Origin of the sequence: Rhizobium sp. F40D2, assembly GCF_051810745.2 — a bacterium.
Taxonomy (GTDB): domain Bacteria; phylum Pseudomonadota; class Alphaproteobacteria; order Rhizobiales; family Rhizobiaceae; genus Rhizobium.
Window position 1 is genome coordinate 482,576 of sequence record NZ_JBPWQX020000002.1, and the last position, 17,571, is coordinate 500,146.

15 protein-coding genes are annotated in these 17,571 nt (G+C 58.6%); 4 read left to right on the forward strand and 11 right to left on the reverse strand.

Translation table 11 applies throughout. The features are described 5' to 3' along the window. The first annotated feature begins 32 nt into the window (after nt 1–32). Nucleotides 33–479, forward strand: a complete 447-nt coding sequence (locus ACS4RS_RS26970; protein WP_439013086.1) for a GNAT family N-acetyltransferase — start codon at nt 33–35, stop codon at nt 477–479. A gap of 194 nt (nt 480–673) precedes the next feature. Here the strand turns inward: ACS4RS_RS26970 and ACS4RS_RS26975 are convergent, their stop codons facing one another. The 3 genes from ACS4RS_RS26975 to ACS4RS_RS26985 all read right to left on the reverse strand — a co-directional run bounded on the left by ACS4RS_RS26975 (nt 674) and on the right by ACS4RS_RS26985 (nt 6,583). After that, a complete protein-coding gene (locus ACS4RS_RS26975; protein ID WP_439013087.1) occupies nt 674–4,327 on the reverse strand; it encodes a hydantoinase B/oxoprolinase family protein in 3,654 nt (1,217 codons plus the stop codon). A gap of 93 nt (nt 4,328–4,420) precedes the next feature. Next, nucleotides 4,421–5,695 (reverse strand): MFS transporter, encoded by a 1,275-nt coding sequence (locus ACS4RS_RS26980; protein ID WP_439013088.1) that lies wholly within the window; start codon nt 5,693–5,695, stop codon nt 4,421–4,423. 78 nt (nt 5,696–5,773) lie between these two features. After that, on the reverse strand, nt 5,774–6,583 hold the full coding sequence (locus ACS4RS_RS26985) for a putative hydro-lyase (RefSeq protein ID WP_439013089.1): 810 nt from the start codon (nt 6,581–6,583) through the stop codon (nt 5,774–5,776). Between the two features lie 108 nt (nt 6,584–6,691). Here ACS4RS_RS26985 and ACS4RS_RS26990 point away from each other — a divergent pair, with 108 nt between their 5' ends. After that, a complete protein-coding gene (locus ACS4RS_RS26990; protein WP_439013090.1) occupies nt 6,692–7,645 on the forward strand; it encodes a LysR substrate-binding domain-containing protein in 954 nt (317 codons plus the stop codon). 199 nt (nt 7,646–7,844) lie between these two features. Beyond that, on the forward strand, nt 7,845–8,879 hold the full coding sequence (locus ACS4RS_RS26995; RefSeq protein WP_439013091.1) for an Ldh family oxidoreductase: 1,035 nt from the start codon (nt 7,845–7,847) through the stop codon (nt 8,877–8,879). 123 nt (nt 8,880–9,002) lie between these two features. Here the strand turns inward: ACS4RS_RS26995 and ACS4RS_RS27000 are convergent, their stop codons facing one another. The 4 genes from ACS4RS_RS27000 to ACS4RS_RS27015 all read right to left on the reverse strand — a co-directional run bounded on the left by ACS4RS_RS27000 (nt 9,003) and on the right by ACS4RS_RS27015 (nt 12,326). Next, entirely contained in the window at nt 9,003–9,971 is a 969-nt protein-coding gene (locus ACS4RS_RS27000) for a dihydrodipicolinate synthase family protein (RefSeq protein WP_439013092.1), read from the reverse strand. Between the two features lie 115 nt (nt 9,972–10,086). After that, a complete protein-coding gene (locus ACS4RS_RS27005; protein ID WP_439013093.1) occupies nt 10,087–10,791 on the reverse strand; it encodes an FCD domain-containing protein in 705 nt (234 codons plus the stop codon). A gap of 261 nt (nt 10,792–11,052) precedes the next feature. Next, on the reverse strand, nt 11,053–11,703 hold the full coding sequence (locus tag ACS4RS_RS27010) for a ChrR family anti-sigma-E factor (RefSeq protein WP_439013094.1): 651 nt from the start codon (nt 11,701–11,703) through the stop codon (nt 11,053–11,055). Further along, entirely contained in the window at nt 11,700–12,326 is a 627-nt protein-coding gene (locus ACS4RS_RS27015) for a sigma-70 family RNA polymerase sigma factor (protein WP_439013095.1), read from the reverse strand. The genes ACS4RS_RS27010 and ACS4RS_RS27015 overlap by 4 nt, the downstream gene beginning before the upstream one ends. 441 nt (nt 12,327–12,767) lie before the next feature. Here ACS4RS_RS27015 and ACS4RS_RS27020 point away from each other — a divergent pair, with 441 nt between their 5' ends. Continuing rightward, nucleotides 12,768–13,460, forward strand: coding sequence for an SDR family NAD(P)-dependent oxidoreductase (locus tag ACS4RS_RS27020; RefSeq protein WP_439013281.1), 693 nt, complete (start codon nt 12,768–12,770; stop codon nt 13,458–13,460). 470 nt (nt 13,461–13,930) lie between these two features. Here ACS4RS_RS27020 and ACS4RS_RS27025 read toward each other — a convergent pair whose 3' ends face one another. From ACS4RS_RS27025 to ACS4RS_RS27040, 4 genes are all read right to left on the reverse strand, one after another. After that, a complete protein-coding gene (locus ACS4RS_RS27025) occupies nt 13,931–14,350 on the reverse strand; it encodes a DUF2177 family protein (RefSeq protein ID WP_439013096.1) in 420 nt (139 codons plus the stop codon). A gap of 31 nt (nt 14,351–14,381) precedes the next feature. Continuing rightward, nucleotides 14,382–14,753, reverse strand: coding sequence for a DUF2147 domain-containing protein (locus ACS4RS_RS27030; protein WP_439013097.1), 372 nt, complete (start codon nt 14,751–14,753; stop codon nt 14,382–14,384). Nucleotides 14,754–14,777: 24 nt separating this feature from the next. After that, nucleotides 14,778–16,007: a class I SAM-dependent methyltransferase gene (locus tag ACS4RS_RS27035; protein WP_439013098.1), complete on the reverse strand. Its 1,230-nt coding sequence runs from the start codon at nt 16,005–16,007 to the stop codon at nt 14,778–14,780. 169 nt (nt 16,008–16,176) lie between these two features. After that, nucleotides 16,177–17,562 (reverse strand): FAD-dependent oxidoreductase, encoded by a 1,386-nt coding sequence (locus ACS4RS_RS27040; protein ID WP_439013099.1) that lies wholly within the window; start codon nt 17,560–17,562, stop codon nt 16,177–16,179. Nucleotides 17,563–17,571: the final 9 nt, after the last annotated feature.

The window sequence follows — 17,571 nt, forward strand, 5'->3', positions numbered from 1 at the left end:
AAATGTCAATTCACTCAACGTCAGGTGGATTTATGTCGTTTCGGATTGAACGTCTTACGCTAGAACATCTCCATGGCGCCGCCACTGTGCTGGTCAGGGCCTATTCGGGACCTCCGTGGAACGAGAATTGGTCGCTTGAAGCAGCGGCTGAAAATGTAAATACCGTGCTTGGAACGCCGAAATCCATTGCGCTTGCGGCCATTGATGGAGGCAGGGTACTGGGGATCGCGTTGGGCATACGACAGCGGCGCCATGCCGGTCCGGTCATTTATCTTGATGAGCTGTCGGTGCTGCCTGAGGCCCAGGGTAGGGGAATAGGGACCGCGCTGCTATCAGCCGTTTTCGAAACAGCAAAGGCCGAAGGCTGCAACAGCGTCTGGTTGGTCTCACAGCGAGAAGGTGCGTTGTCGAAATTTTATCAGCGCTGCGGGTTCGCCGTCGGCAGCAACCTTGGCCTCTACTCCAAATCGAGTGCGTAGCGGTTAGGGTTGTATTGGCCCGCCATGCCTAATGGCGAGCGCAGGGATTCGAGGCCCAAGACCCGGATATTCCCTTTGAACCATCTCCTTGTGGGATTAAAAGGTGCATGTCTGACCAAGTTTGTCCCTTTGCGGTATTTCGGAAGAAAGCTGGCGTCCGGTCGATCTGCGCGGCACCCCGCACCTCGTGAGTGTCAAACCTCACCTGCTGGCGGGAGCCCCATAGCCACCCCTGTCGGGGTGACGATCGTGATCGCCTCGCCTTCGCAAAGTCGCGTTTGCGCGCACCCCGGAAGTATTTCAATTTGCCTGTTGAGGCGGCGAACAAGGTTTTCGCCCGTTTCACCTGCTTCTCCGCCGGCAAGCCCGAACGGCCTCACGGTACGATGGCCGGACAGGATCGCACAGTCCATCGTTCGCCGAAAGCGGATCGTGCGGCTGGTGCCGTCGCCGCCATTCCAGCGTCCCCTGCCTCCGGAGCCCGCGCGTATGTGGAAATCCTCAAGCACGACGGGAAAGCGCAATTCGAGGATTTCCGGATCGGTTAGGCGTGAATTCGTCATGTGGGAATGGACACCGGCAGCGCCGGCAAAACCATCGCCCGCCGGGGCGCCCGAGCAAAGCGTTTCGTAATATTGGTGCGCCTCATCACCGAAGGTCAGATTGTTCATCGTGCCTTGCGACGAAGACAACATGCCAAGCGCACCGAAGAGACAATTGGTGACGGCTTGGCTCACCTCGACGTTTCCAGCGACGACCGCTGCAGGGCGGCGGGGAGCAAGCATCGACCCTTTAGGGACGATGATCCTGATTGGCCGCAGGCAGCCGGCATTCATCGGGATATGGTCTTCCACCAGAACACGGAAGACATAAAGGACTGCCGCACGCGTGATCGGCTCGGGGGCATTGAAATTGTCCGGCTGCTGCTCCGATGTCCCGGTAAAATCAACCGTAGCCTCGCGTTTTGCACGATCGATGGTGACGCGGACCTTTATCGCGCATCCTTGGTCCATCGGATAGGTGAACTCGGCATCATCGAGACGGGCGATCAACCGGCGGACGCTTTCCGCAGCATTGTCCTGCACATATCCCATATAGGCCTCCACGACATCGAGACCGAATTCCGCCACCATCTTTCGCAATTCGTCGGCACCCTTCTGATTGGCGGCGATCTGGGCCCTGAGATCCGCGACGTTCTGATCGGGATTGCGAACAGGGTAGGGTGCTTTCGTCAGCAATTGCGTCAGTTCCGCCTCCCGAAACCGGCCCTGGTCGACGAGCTTGAAATTGTCGATATAAACGCCCTCCTCGTCGATGGTCCGGGCGTTTGGCGACATTGATCCCGGAGCGGTGCCGCCAATATCGGCGTGATGGCCACGGGATGCCACCCAGAACAGGATGTTCTGCACCGCGTCGTCGAAGATCGGAGTGCAGACGGTGATATCGGGCAGGTGGGTGCCGCCATTATAGGGCGCGTTGATGGCAAAGACGTCTCCAGGGCGGATGATCGGGTTGCCCGCGATGATCGCTTCCACCGACCGGTCCATCGATCCGAGATGTACGGGAACGTGAGGCGCGTTGGCGACAAGCGCGCCATGGCGATCGAAGACGGCGCAGGAGAAGTCGAGGCGCTCCTTGATGTTGACGGAGGAGGCCGTGTTTTGCAGCGTGAAGCCCATCTGCTCGGCAATCGACATGAAGAGGTTGTTGAATATCTCGAGCATGACCGGATCGGCGCCTGTCCCGAGAGCAGCCGACCGCAATTTGGCGACTCTGCGTTCGAGCACGATGTGGTCCCGCGCTGTCAGCGTGGCTTTCCATCCGTTCTCGACGGTAATGGTCTGATTGGGTTCGATCAGCAGGGCCGGACCGGTGATGGTCTGACCGGAGCAAAGCTTCTCACGCCGATAGATGGGGGCGTCGTGCCATTGTCCCTCGGAAAAGAACCGTGCTCGGGCTAAGGGCTGTGGATCGATGGCTTGTGCGACCGCGTCTGCCACCAACTCGACGTGCCGTCCGCCTCCGACTGCCTCGATGACGAGCGTTTCGACGATTAGAGGCTTGTTGTGGTCGACAAATCCGAAGCGAGATTCATGCGCGGCATCGAAGCTCCTTTTCAGGGTATCGCCGTTGATATCGCTGATGATGATCACGCCTTTTTCCGCCTCGATGCGGGCAGCGCTAATTTCCAGCGCAGCGTCCGCACCGGCATAGCGGATAAGGAGCCGCAGATTGACGGCGATCTCCTTGGCGTCGACCCCTTGTTCGCCGACCTCCCGGATGGCTTCCGCGGACAAGGGCTGAGCAGCCGCAGCGATTGCCTTAATATTGTCGGCAGACAGCGGGAGATCGAGTGAGACCTGGCGCATGGCGCGGATTTCGGCAAGCCCCATGCCGTAGGCTGAAAGCAGGCCGGAAAAGGGGTGGACAAGCACCTTGGTCATGCCGAGCGCATCGGCGACAAGGCACGCATGCTGGCCGCTGGCCCCACCAAACGCATTTAATGTATAGCCGCTGACGTCATATCCGCGCGCGATGGAGATCTTCTTCACCGCTTCTGCCATGTTCGCGACGGCGATCTTCAGGAAGCCATCGGCCACTTCCTCGCCGCTGCGCCCATCGCCGATTTCCGCGGCGAGTTCATCAAAGGCAGCCTTGACCGCGGGATAGTCCAGGGGTTGATCCTGGCTTTCGCCGAAGATCGCCGGGAACATGTCCGGAATGAGTTTGCCGACCATGATATTGGCATCCGTGACGGCCAGCGGGCCGCCTTTGCGATAGCCTTTCGGTCCAGGGTTGGCGCCGGCAGATTCGGGGCCGACGCGGAAACGCGCACCGTCGTAGCGCAGAAGCGAGCCGCCGCCGGCAGCGACGGTATGGATCTGCATCATCGGCGCGCGCATCCGCACGCCGGCGACCTGGGTTTCGAACGTCCGCTCATATTCCCCGGCGAAATGCGCAACGTCCGTCGAAGTGCCGCCCATGTCGAAGCCGATTACTTTTGTGAAACCGGCCTCCGCGCCGGTCTGGGCGAGCGCGACCACGCCGCCGGCAGGTCCCGACAGAATGGCATCCTTGCCCTGGAACAGACTGCCGGCGGTCAATCCGCCGGCGGATGTCATGAAAAGCAACCGGGCTCCGGTTCGCTCGAGATCCAGTTCTTCCCCTACCTGCGCCACATAGCGACGAAGGATCGGCGACAGATAGGCGTCGACGACCGTCGTGTCTCCACGACCGACGAATTTGACCAGCGGCGAAACCTCATGACTGACCGAAATCTGCAAAAAGCCCATTCCGCGGGCGATCGCGGCAATTGCCCGCTCATGGGCAGGGTAGCGATAGGCATGCATCAGGACGATAGCGAGGGATTTGAACCCGCGGGCGATGATCTCTTCGAGGGTTTTGCGGACTTCCGTCTCGTTCAACTCCTTCTCGACCTCGCCATCGGCCAGAACCCGCTCGTCGATTTCGGCGACGAAGCCATAGAGCAGGTCGGGTTTGACGATGTGCTTAGCGAAAATATCCGGTCGCGCCTGGTAGCCGATCTCCAACGCGTCGCGGAAGCCGCGAGTGGTCATGAGAGCCGTTGGCTCTCCTTTGCGCTCCAGCAGGGCATTGGTCGCAACCGTGGTTCCCATGCGGACTTCGCCGATTGCACCAACTGGTATCGGTTCATTGGCATCGAGCTTCATCAAAGTTCTGATGCCGGCAACAGCTGCGTCCCGGTAGGCACTCGGATTTTCGGAAAGCATCTTGCGGGCGTGCAACCGACCTGCGGGATCGCGTCCGATGACATCGGTAAACGTGCCGCCGCGATCGATCCAGAAATCCCAATGTGATTGACTCATGACTCATCCATCCGCGCGAAAGGCACGGTCCTTGTTTCTGTGATCGTGGAAGAAGGGTGGACTGCAGCGGCTTGCCGCAGTCCATCGATAGGATCAGTCGGCCGCCAGTTCCTTGCCCTTGGTTTCGGGCAGCGCGAAAGCGGCGATGATGACCAGCATGTATGCGATGACCGCGAAAATGGCTATCGCCTTGCCAAGCGGCATGGAAGCCGTCGCAATGCCGACCAGCGTCGGGTTCAAGGCGGCGACGCCACGACCGAAATTATAGGTGAAGCCCTGGCCGGCCGCGCGAGTGCGGGTTGGGAAATTTTCCGTGAGAAAGGCTCCCATTCCGGCGAAGATGCCGGAAGCGAAGAAGCCTAGCGGAAAACCGAGAAACAGCATCAGCATATTGTTGATCGGCAAGTAGGTGTAGACGACGACGGTCACCATCGCGCCGATGGCGAACAACATAAACTTCTTGCGGCGGCCGATGATGTCGGACAAATAGGCGCCCGTGACATAGCCGAAGAATGAACCGACGATGATGACGGCGAGATAGCCGCCGCTGCCGATGACACTCAATTGCCGTTCTGACTTCAGAAAGCTCGGGAGCCAGGTAGCGATCGCATAATAGCCGCCCTGCGCACCGGTGGTCATCAGCGACAGCAGCATGGTTCGGCCGATCATCGAGGGGGCGAAGATTTCGGTGATGCGCACAACCTCGCCAGAGGCTTTCAGGTTTTTGCGCGAGGTGGTGTACACCTCGGGTTCCTGGATGAACCGGCGCACGATGATAGCGAGAATGGCCGGTGCGAGCCCAGCCCAGAACAGCCCGCGCCAAGCCTCCTCCTGCGGCATCAGGCTGAACAGGACGGTGGACAGCAAAACGGCTGCGCCCCAGCCGACAGACCAGGCACTCTGGACCATGCCGACCGCTTTGCCGCGATGCTTTGCCGCGATGACTTCGGCCATCAGCACCGCGCCGGCCGACCATTCGCCACCGAAACCAAGCCCCATCAGCGCGCGGCAGACGAGAAGCTGCTCGAAATTCTGTGCAAAACCGCTGAGGAAGGTGAACACGGCGAACCAGATCACGGTGATCTGCAATGTGCGCACCCGCCCGAACCGGTCGGCGAGAATGCCGGCAAACCATCCACCCAGTGCCGAGGCAAGAAGCGTCACCGTGGCGATGATGCCGACATCAGTGTTGGAAATCGCCAGCGTGGCAATGATCGCCGGTATTGCGAGACTGTAGATCTGGACGTCGAAGGCATCCAGCGCGTATCCGGAAAAGCAAGCCCAAAACGTGCGCTTCCCCGGTTGCGTCAGTTCACCATACCAACCTCGCCGCTCGTGGCGGGTGGAGACTGCGTAATTGTCCGTCATGCTATTCCCCTTTTCGTTCTCGAGTCTGTCATTATCCCGCGGTTTTCCCAGTTTTTATTGGCGGGTGTCATTGCTCCATCAGAAGGCGACGAGAGCGGCGTTCGGCTTGTCGGTCACCAGCATGCAGCCGGGCGCGTGCGTGATCGCAAATTTTAGGCGTGCAGCCTCGATGATGGCTTGCGGCGTTACCCCGCATGCCCAGAAAACGGGCAGTTCATCGGGCATGATGCGTGTCGGATCGCCGTAGTCTGGCTGCTCGATGTCCACAATCCCGATGGACGCGGGCAAGCCGATGTGGATGGGCGCGCCGTGCACCGCCGGCATTCTCGACGTGATCTGGACCGCACGGATAGCGTCGGCTGGAACGAGCGGTCGCATGGACACGACCATCGGACCTGAAAAGGGACCCGCCGGGACACATTCGATATTCGTCCGGTACATCGCGACATTATGCCGTTCTGCAACGTGGCGAAGCCTTATGCCGTTTGAGATCAGCGCTTCCTCAAATGAAAAAGAACAACCGATTGCGAAGGCGACCAGATCGTCGCTCCACAGATCCCTGATATTCGTTGGTTCTTCCGCCACCTCCCCGTCTTTCCAGACACGATATCTCGGCACGTCCGTCCGGACATCGAGGTCGAGACCCAGTTCCGGAATACGAGGTGATCCCTTTTCCGAGATTCCCACCAGCGGACATGCTTTGGGGTTGCGCACGCAGAAGCGCAGAAAATCATCCGCAAGAGCACTCGGCAAGATTGCCAGATTAGCTTGGACATAGCCAGGCGCGGTGCCACTGGTTTCTCTTTTCCAGACGCCATTCCTGCAGATCGCCCGGATTGCGAGAGGATCGGAAAAAGCCTGCTCCTGAAGCGTCGAAGAGATGTTCATGGAAGTACCTCGGTTTCTTCGGGTACAGCATCATCGAAAATTCGATAATTGCAAATTGTCGTTTTTCATGAATAATGATAAATTCTGTTTATTGAAGAAGATGTACGAATGGTGGACTTCAAGGGCCTAGAAACAGTGCTGTGGATTGCACAGCTTGAAAGCTTCCGCGCAGCCGCAGACAAGCTGAATACAACCCAGCCAGCCATTTCCGTGCGGGTGGCGCAGTTGGAGGACGAGCTTGGAACGCAGTTGTTCGATCGCTCAAACCGGGCATTGACTGTTACGCCTGCCGGGCGCCAGGTGCTGGCTTATGCGGATCGGCTCCTTCGGCTCCGGGCGGAAATGCTTCACGCAGTCGCCGACCGAACCCATCTCAGTGGCACATTCAAGCTGGGTGTGGCAGAAACGGTCGTTCACACATGGCTTCCGCGGTTTCTCGAACAGGTGAGCAGCACCTATCCAAAGCTTGCGCTGGAGATCGAAGTCGACATTTCCACCCATTTGCGAGAACGATTGCTCCAGCAGAAAATCGACTTGGCCTTCCTCGTCGGACCTTTAAGCGCTCCCGCGGTCATTCAACGCCCGCTTTGTCGGTTTCCGGTCAGTTTTGTCGCCAGCCCAAAAATCAAGGCGGATCTTAAAGACGGCTCTCTGGAGGAAATCGCGCGTTGGCCGATCCTGACTTTTGCGCGCAACACGCAGCCTTATGTCCAGGTCACTGAGCTCTTTTCCGATCCGGCCCTGCCGACGCCGAGAATATATGCGAGTTCGTCGCTGGCGACGCTGATTCGCATGGCATTAGACAGCCTGGGAATTGCCGTGATACCGCCTTCCATTGTCACGGTTGAACTGGCGGCCAAAAGGTTGGTGGATCTCAATATCTCTCCCAGCCTCCCGGATCTGCAGTTCGTTGCCGGCTGGCTCGGAACGCCCGACCGTCGCACCTTAGAAGAAGTGGTAGAAATTGCCTTCCGGGCGGTAGAAGGTGCGGTGGATCGGCGCGCTTTTGGTGCGGGCCGCCTGGAGGACATCGGCGAACCGATTGAAGCCCAGCCATTGTAGCCGAACCCGATCTCAAACACGGAGCTCTATCGCCAACAACCGGAAACCGACGACGGGACGAGCAGGTGCGGGAATAGGACCGCGCTAAGGCCGAGGGGGCAGCGTCCGGGTAGGCGAACTGCTAAAGTTGAAATCTTGCATACTATATGTATGCAGAGTAAATCAACATCGATGAAACCTCGGCGAGGAGAAACGCAGCATGACGAAGACCACCCTGACGATTGCCGACCTGCATGGCCGTGTCGACGCCATCTTCCGCAAGGCCGGCCTCAATGCCGTGCAGGCCGGGGCGCTTGCCCGTGTCATCGTCGCCGGTGAGCGCGACGCCTGTAAATCGCACGGCATCTACCGCATCGAGGGTGCGCTGCGCACCGTCAAATCAGGCAAGGTGAAGCCGGACGCGGTGCCGGAACTGGACCTCAACGAAGGGTCCGCCATCGTCAAGGTCAATGCCGACGGGGGCTTTGCCAATGCGGCCTTCGAACTCGGCGTGCCGGCGCTGGCCGAACGCACACGCAAGCTCGGCATTGCCGCCCTCGTCATCAATGATTGCACCCACTTCTCCGCGCTCTGGCCGGAGGTGGAGGCGGTGACTAAAGAGGGCCTTGCCGGCCTCGTTATGTGCCCGAGCTATGCGACCGTCGCGCCCGCCGGCGGCAACAAGCCGCTGCTCGGCACGAACCCCTTCGCCTTCGGCTGGCCGCGCAAGAACACGTCGCCATATGTTTTCGACTTTGCGACCTCCGTCGCCGCCCGCGGAGAAATCGAGTTGCACCGCCGCGCCGGCAAGCAGCTTCCCGAGGGCTGGGCGATCGATGCCGACGGCAATCCGACGACCGATCCGGAAGCTGCCCTTGCCGGCGCCATGCTGCCCTTCGGCGGACACAAGGGATCGGCCATCGGCACGATGATCGAGCTCCTCGCCGGCATCATGATCGGTGATCTTACCAGCCCTGAGGTGCTCGACTATCTCGGCACGACGACACTTGCCCCCTTCCACGGCGAACTCATCATCGCGTTGTCGCCGCAGGCCTTTGCCGCAGGCCGTCCCGGCGATCCCTTCGCCCGGGCTGAGCTGCTTTTCGAGGCGATCGTCGGCAGCGGAGCCCGCCTGCCTTCTCAGCGCCGCTTCGTCGCCCGCCAGAAATCCGAGACGGAAGGTGTCGTACTGACGGCCGCCGAGTTGGAACTGCTTGACCGTCTGTTCGAAAAAGGTCTCGAGGCGGTCCCGTGACGACGTCGTCTTTTTTGTTGGTTTCCAAATGAAGAGGCCCTCCGTGATGAACTGACGCCCGAAAGCTGATGTCCAACTTTCGGGGGCAGTTCTTGAGGAGGGCCTTCAGCTTAAATCGATGGATTATGCAGAGGCTTTATACTTTTGTACGGCGCCCGGCAGCTTGCTCCACTCGGCGTACCATGTGTCAAAGAGCTTCAACTGGGCTTCGACATAGCCGCGCTGGCTTTCGGAGAGCACGTCCGTCTCGTTGAAGTGCAGCGTGTATTCCTTGTCGCCCTTCAGCACCATCATGTGCTTGAAGTAGAGAACGAGGTCCGGGCCTTCGTCGAAGGAGGAGAGCACGGCAAGCGCCGATTCCAGTTCCAGCGCGCGCTGGCGGGCATCCGGATCGCCGGCAGCCGCAGCCTGGGCGAGGTTGCACATGTGGATGACTTCCTTCGGCAGCACGCAGCCGATGCCGGTGATCGCGCCGACGGCGCCGCAGTTGACGAAGCCATGGAAGGCGCAGGTGTCGACGCCGATCATCAACGAGACGTCATCGTCGCGGCTGGTGATGTTTTCGGCTGCATAGCGCATGTCGGCCGCGCCGCCGAATTCCTTGAAGCCGACGAGGTTCTTGTGATCCTGGCGCAGCGCGAAGAACAAGTCCGCGCGGGTGGCGAAGCCGTAGTAGGGGCTGTTGTAGATGACGGCCGGCAGGTTCGGGGCGGCCGAAAGGATCGCCTTGAAGTGGTTCTTCTGGGCCGCGACGACGGTGCCGCGTGACAGGACGCGCGGGATCACCATCAGACCCTGGGCGCCCGCCTTCTGGGCATGGGCGGCATGCGCGACAGCCGAAGTGGTGTTGACGGCGCCCGTGCCGACGATGACCGGAATGCCAGCCTGCACCAGTCGCTCAACGCCCTGCATGCGCTGTTCGTCCGTCAGCAGCGGCCAATCACCCATCGAACCGCAATAAACGACGGCGGACATGCCCTTTTCGATCAGTTCCCTGCCTTTGTGCACCAACGCGTCGAAGTCTGGCGTGCGGTCGTCCTTGCAGGGTGTCATCAGCGCGGGAATGACGCCGGAAAAAATTCTTGCCTTCATAACGATCTCCTTCAGCGGCTCGGTGAGAAGGCCGACCGGTAGAGGTCGCCAACCCGTTCGATGATGCAGATAGCATCTTGTGTTTTATTTGTCGACAAGAAATATACAATGGCTGTTATAGCGGGATATCGAGCTTGCCGTTTCGACTGAAAAGCTTCTGCACCTGGGCGACAATCTGTTCGGCGTGCAGCTTGCCCAGACGATCGGCCGCTTCGACATCCCTTGCCTCGATCGCGGCAATGATCTCAGCATGTTCATCGACGAACTGCTGGGGAAAATGTTCCTCGAAGGACTGATAATAAAGGCGGAGAATGCGCCGGCCTTCATCGAGCAGCCGGCGAAAAAGCCCGGTGAAATACGGATTGCGCCCGGCCTCGGCGATGGCGGCGTGGAAGGCGGCGTTGGTCGCGATCATCGCCAGCGTGTCGCGCGCTTCGATTGCCGCCGAATAGTCCTCGTGGAAGCGACGGATAGCGGGCAGGTCCTCGCGGCGATGGTTCTGCGCCGCCAGCCGCGTCGTTACCCGGTACATCAGGACGAGGGCGTCGAAGAATGTACTGAGATTGAGAAAATCGATGTTCGATACCATGGTCGAGCGGTTCGGTAGGGTTTCTATCAGCCCGTCACCGGCGAGACGGACAAGTGCTTCGCGGATCGGTGTCCGCGACATCTTGAACCGCTCCGCCAACTGCACCTCGTCAATCGGGCTGCCCGGGGCGAGCTTCAAGTCGAGTATCTCGTCGCGCAGCAGGTCGTAGACCAGTTTAACGCCGGAGCCGCGTTTGCGTTCTGGAAGAGAGCCAGGGTCGATGTCGGGCATAAAAACTCCTCTTGTCGACACGACAAATACATTGAGTTTGGAGCTGCATCAAACCATCAAGGTCGTTTTGCGTGGCAATCTCGGGAACAATCGCCAACCTCGATCGCGGCTTAGAAGGTCGACAGGCGATCATATGCGCGCCTTAAAACTCCGGTAGCAATCGAGTCTTGATTGCGGCTGTTTCCAGCCGAGAATGCTGGAGGCTCATATCGCCTCAGAGGTATCGGGGCAAACGAAGACCTAGCAATCCCTCGATCGAGGTCAGATCTTCAGCCATGGCTGCAGCCACCGGACAAGTCGGCTGGTGAACTTCAGAGGCGCGTCTGTGATAGCCAGACATATGCAATCCTTTTCCGGGCCTGCGCGCGGCGTATGGAGAATTTCCGCATCCGCCATCTCGACGTCACCTCTTTTGAAACTCGATAGTTCATCACTGAAGCTACCGTCCAGGACAAGCGTGAGTTCCGTTCCGCCATGCGAATGTTCCGGAACAGGTTTTCCTGCAGGGATTCTTAGCAACCTGACGGTGGTGGTCAGATCGTCGGTCGGCACGATCATCTGCGCCGCCCCGCCGCCAAGGCGGCGCCATTTCAAGCCACCCGCTCTTTCAACATATCCTTGCAAAGGCTGTGGAATGAGACCGTCGCCCTGTCGCTTGGGCTTGAGCTGGACGACGGTGCCTGTTTCGTCAATCGATATGCGTCTTCTCATCTCTTGCCACTCGCCGTCATTCAGATCTTCAACCATCTCGCTTTCGAGGAAATGGCCGCCCAATGCTTCATATGTCTGCAAGCGACCACGGCATTCAGGGCAAAGGGCCAAGTGTGTCGCCACGCCAATGCTCCAGCCCTCTTCGAGAGAGCCCGCTGCATATCGCAGAAGAATATCATCATCTAAATGATGGCGGATCATCTGAGGTCTCCAAGTGCCCGGCGAAGCTTGCCACACGCCGTTCTGATCCTGGATTTCACGGTGCCGAGAGGTATTCCCATCGCTTGCGCAATCGCCGAGTGAGGAATCTCTTCGAAATACGACATCTTGAGTATCTCAACGTGATCCGGCCGTAATGACATGAGAGCCTTACCGAGCGTTCTCGCTTCCTGCTCCCTTATCATGAGGATATCCGCCGAGAGACCTTCATCGGGAACAAAGGCCGGATCGTTCTCGTCGAATTCGGGGCGTGATCCGCGACGACATTTGTCTATGTAAAGGTTTCGCGCGATCCGAAAGATCCAGGTAGACGGCTGCCCTTTGGCGGGATCGAATTGTCCGGCTTTGCGCCAGACGGTAACCAGCGTCTCTTGGGACAGTTCTTCAGCGAGCGCAGTGTCTTTGGTCATCCTCTTCATGTGCGAACGCAGTCTCGGGATGAAATGACGATACAATTTCTCGAAAGCGTCCTTGTCCCGTTCGCTCCCCACGGCCACCAGCAGGCGGCTCAAATGGATTGGGCTGGATGCGTCGTCATTCATCGGTCGATCGACCTTCTCCAGTGAAAGGCGAGGTCTCTGCATGCTTTGCGCGGCGAAAGACATTTTGATGATCCGTGGTTTCGACAACGCTGTCTACGCAGCAACGCGGTTTTGGATCTTCAATTTTTCACCATCCGGCTATCAATCCGTTCGTCTTCTGGCTCGTACGAAGGCACAGTTGATGAGGTTGCGAAATGGATGAGCTTATCGAGCAGCCAGCCTCTGGCGCCAATAAGCCGAGCCGCGAACAGGCCGAATTGGCGGCCATCTGATGTGCCGGGCAGACGACAATATCCGACGCATTTCGGGCTGCGCTCCAACCAAGGGACGTCGGCGTTATGATGGAGGCAGAATCTCTGCATGGCAATGCCTGGCGTCCCGTAAATAAAGCGCTCCAACTATCACAAGTCGGTCCGCGGACAGCATGCATCGGCGGAAATTCAGTCGCGGCTTTGACGACCGGGCGGGGGCGGGGGATTTCGAGTTGAGCGAACCATGGAGATTATGAGTAGTTTGAAAGTCGGCTACAGCGCCTTGGTTGTGGGAGCGTCAGGCGGGATTGGCGCAGCTATCGCCGCGCGCCTGTGGCGTGACGAGAGACTGGGCGAACTGGACCTACTGTCGAGAAGCCATGACGGCTTCGATGTGACCAGGGAAGAGAGTGTGCGCGATCACACGTCCAGACTCGCAGACAGAAGCCTCAATCTCGTTGTTTGCGCTACCGGAGCACTCACCATCAACGGAATCAGGCCAGAAAAATCCATCAGGCAGATCGATGTCGAAGCCATGCAGTCGCAATTCCTGGTCAATGCAATTGGCCCGACACTTATACTTAAACATTTTCTGCCCCTTATCTCCCGCAACGAGCGCGCAATCGTCGCCTTTCTTTCGGCTCGCGTCGGCTCCATCGGCGACAACCACCTTGGTGGCTGGATGTCGTATCGAGCATCCAAGGCCGCGCTAAACCAAATCGTAAAGACAGCGGCAATTGAACTCGCGCGAACGCACCAGCAATGCGTCGTCATTGCGATCCATCCCGGCACCGTCTCGACTCCTTTGTCACAACCTTTCTCTCGCGGACGCGACATGACTGATCCCGCTGACGCCGCCACGTCCATCCTGCGTGCGCTGAACGAAACTACACCGGAGAAGACGGGAGCATTTATTGCGTACGACGGTTCAGTAATCGCCTGGTAGCCGGCTGACGAGCTTCAAGCGTCGAACGCACCGGGTTCGGAAATCGCTTCGTGGAGTTCGCAGGAAGGTCGAAGTGCGGCCAAGTACGAACTGATAAGATTGGAACATCTGCGTTTGAACGTCGCCAACGCGGATAGTGCGACTCTATTCTACGCAAGAGTTGGGCAGATAAACCTAGGTTGGTTGATGCGACATTATCGTTGAAGCGCAGTAATTGCGTCGCCTCCACATATCATTGTAGAGAGCTCAATAACATAACGTGCGTAACATTCCCTCGTAGTTGGGCTTACTCGTGCAATTCCTCGCATTGACCGAATATGTTGGTTTATGTTTTTGGTAGGGTTCGCTCTGAGCGGCTGGACGGGGCGACGTAGAACAGGCCGAGCAGAAAACGCCACTTGCCACCGCGAAGATGAAAAAAAGTTTCATTCAACCGACCTCCATGACCTTTGACGTGCTCGCCATGCCGTTTAAATTTCGCTGAGGGCTCCGACAACGCGCTGGGTTATCCAAACGCTGGCGCCGGCGGAAATTGCCGACAGCGCACAGCCCCAGAGCAAGTCCGCTATAGTCAGGATCGTCGACCAATTCTTGAGCGTTGACTGATTGGTCAAGTCGTAAGTGGCATACGCGGTCAAGCCGACAACGGCGCCGTAAACGGTGGCCGCGGCGAACGAGCCAGATGTCAGGCCTGGTTTGACCGCAAGAAACGTCAATCCGGCCGCGTAGAGCAGGTAAAACGCCACAGCTGGAGCCAGCCGGAATTCGGGCGTCAGCATGTCGCCCAAGGTCGGGCGATAAAGACGATCAGCCATGGTGCTCAGCCATACGAAATCGATCGCCACGAAGACGATCAGCGTGGCAAGATACGCGACGATACTCGTTTTCACATAAGTCTCCTCGACATTTTTAACGCAGGCGTCAGTTGACGCGCGTCCAATCGACCCCTTTGCAAAGCAGACCAGCGACCACGCAACCTTTCGTGGTCATCTTGCTGCCGCTCACCGTCACCGTCAGCTTATAGCTCATGTCACGCTGCGGATCGAAAGCGGTGCCGGAATAGTGGCCCTCGCCATCCTGTTTGATCGACATCACAAGCTTGTCGCCTTCCTTCTCCTTCGGCGTACCCGGCTTGATCCAGGTGTTGACCGCGCAGATATCAGAACCGCACGGAGTAATCTGCACTTTTGCCTTCCCGTCTCCACGTGCCCACTGACCGCTAATATCCCCAGCTTCTGCCATGCCGGCTAAGAGAAGAACAACGACGGCAACCGTCGGCATTAAAGGTTTCATTTCGCACCTCCTTTTGAAGCGATCCTAACCATGCTCGACCGTGTAGATTCCAACATTGATACTTCCCTCCTCAAAGCCTGCCTCGCAGTAACAAAGGTAATAGTCCCAGAGGCGTTTGAAGCGCTCGTCGAACCCTTGGGCGGCGATCGCGGGCCAACGCGCGTGAAAGCGAGCCTTCCATTCACGGAGTGTTCGCGCATAGGATTTGCCGAAGTGCTCTACCTCGGTGAGCTTCAAGCCGGCTGCGGCCATTGCGCCCACAAGCGCTGCGTCCGATGGCAGAAAGCCGCCAGGAAAGACATATTTCTGAATAAAGTCGATGCTGCCACGATAGGCCTCGAACCGACCTTCCTCAATGGAGATGATCTGCAGCACCGCGCGGCCGCCATCCTTCATGCAGCGCTTCAGCATGTCGAAATAACTCGGCCAATAGGCTTCGCCGACGGCCTCGAACATCTCGATCGACACGATACGATCGAACTGACCGTCCGTGTCGCGGTAGTCCAGAAGGCGCAGATCGACTTGGCTGGTCTTGCCTGCGGCGGCGACCGCCTCTTTCGCCCAAGCGAGTTGGGAAGGCGACAGCGTGATGCCGACGACGCTGGCATCCGAATTAGCTGCAAGATCGAGCGCCAATGCGCCCCAACCGCAACCGATCTCCAAAACACGTTCGCTGCCTGAAAGCACAAGCTTTTCCCGAATTTGATCCAAACGGTTTTGCTGTGCTGCCTCAAGTGTCGGCGTGGTCTCGTCGAAGATCGCCGAGGAATACAGCATCTTTTGGTCGAGCCATTCCTTGTAGAAGTCGTTGCCGAGATCGTAATGCGCTTCGATGTTTCGACGACTACCGCGCCTCGAGTTGGCGTTGAAAAGGTGGCGTGTGCGGTTCAATAGCCGCATGAGCTGGCTGCCCTGGATCGCCGGAGACAGGGCGTCGCCATTTCTGGCGGCCAGCCGTATCAATGCGGTCAGATCCGGGGTCTCCCAATCCTCTTGCAGGAAGCCCTCCGCAAAGCCGATATCGCCGGCCGTGACCATGCGTCGGAGCGCGCGCCAGCGCCACATAACAATAGTCGCATCGGGCCCGGCTTCAGCTCCCACCTTGTGGATCACCGCCGCGGAGGGCAGCACGATTCTAAGCGTGCCAATTCGAAGGTTGCGGACCATATGCGCCATAAGGCGACCGCCAAGGCCAAGCCTTCGGGTCTCGGTGGTCATGAATGGTCCGTCAGAAAATTCCTCAAGCTGGCTCATGTATTTCGCCCGATAGACGAGGCAGACCGGTGTTGCTGAACGATATGCGAACAGACAATTTCGGTGCTTGCGGCAGGCCCGGAAGCACACCAAAGCGAATGCACTCCAGACCTCGCCCGCGCAAGGATCGTCAGATGACCGCAAAACGGGCGCGGGCGAGGTTCAACTGTCACGCCAGCACCTCCAGTCCGATCTGCGCTTCGATCGGTCGTGCGATAGGCCTACGAACGATGCGGGCGCTTTCCTGCGCCACCTGCCACGGACGACGGATGCCAGCTAGATCTTCGGCCACCGCGAGCCCGGCCTGGATGCCGTCCTCATGGAAGCCCGAGCCGAAATGGGCGCCGCAGAACCAGGTATTCTGGACACCCTGAAGAGACCATAGTTCCTGCTGCGCCCTGTCTGTTTCAAGGTCGAAGACCGGGTGCTCGTAGATATCGGTGCTGATGATAGTGTCTTCGCGTGGCGCTCGGTTTGGATTGAGCGTGACGAAGGTCGGCGGTGCGCCGCCGAGAGGCTGAAGCCGGTTCATCCAATAGGTGATGGAGGGCTGCATTTGTCCGTCTCGTGGGGAGGTTCGCGTGTCCGCAGAATAGTTCCAGCTCGACCAGGCGGCCCGACGCCTGGGCATCAAGGCAATATCGCCATGCAGCACCGCCACGTTGCGGCAATAGCGGAAACCACCAAGAATGCGGCGCTCGTCGTCGGTGGCGTCCGCCAGCATACGAAGTGCCTGATCCGCGTGCGTTGCGACAACGACATGATCAAAGAGGTTCTGTCCGCCGTGAGCATCACGGATCTCAATATAGCCGCCCAGCCGACGCACCGTCCTTACTGGTGTCGAAATACGTATCCTGTCGGCAAAGCCGGCCGTCATTCGCGCCACATATTCGCGACTGCCACCTTTGACCGTGCGCCATATCGGACGATCCCAGATTTCGAGGAGGCCGTGATTGCTGCAGAATTTCACAAAGCTGGCGGCCGGGTAGGCGCCAACCTCCATGGCAGGCGTGGACCAGATTGCCGCGGCCATCGGATAGAGGTGGTCGTCACGAAAGGCACGCCCATAGCCGTTGCGTGAAAGATAGTCATCGAGAGAGATGCCCCCCATGATTGCCAGATCGCGTGGCGCCTTGCGATAAAACCGCAAAAGATCACGCACCATGGACCAGAAGCGCGGGCTGACGACGTTGGACCACTGGGCAAACAAGCCGAGACCGGTGCCTCCAGAATATTCGAATGCTCCGTCGTTTAACGATACCGCAAAGGACATGTCCGAGGCGGCGGTCGGCACGTCGAGGGTGTGAAAAAGGGCCGTGAGGTTGGGATAGGTAACTTGGTTGTAGACGATGAAGCCGGTGTCGACAGCCATCTCGCCGCCATGTGTCTGAAAAGTCACCGTATTGCTGTGACCGCCGATCCTGTCCGACGCTTCAAACACGGTAACGTCATGGCGCTGCGACAACAGCCAGGCCGCCGAAAGGCCTGAAATGCCACTTCCGACGACTGCGATATTAAGGCGCCGCGAACCCGCAACCCGATCATGAAATGCCATAAGATCCTC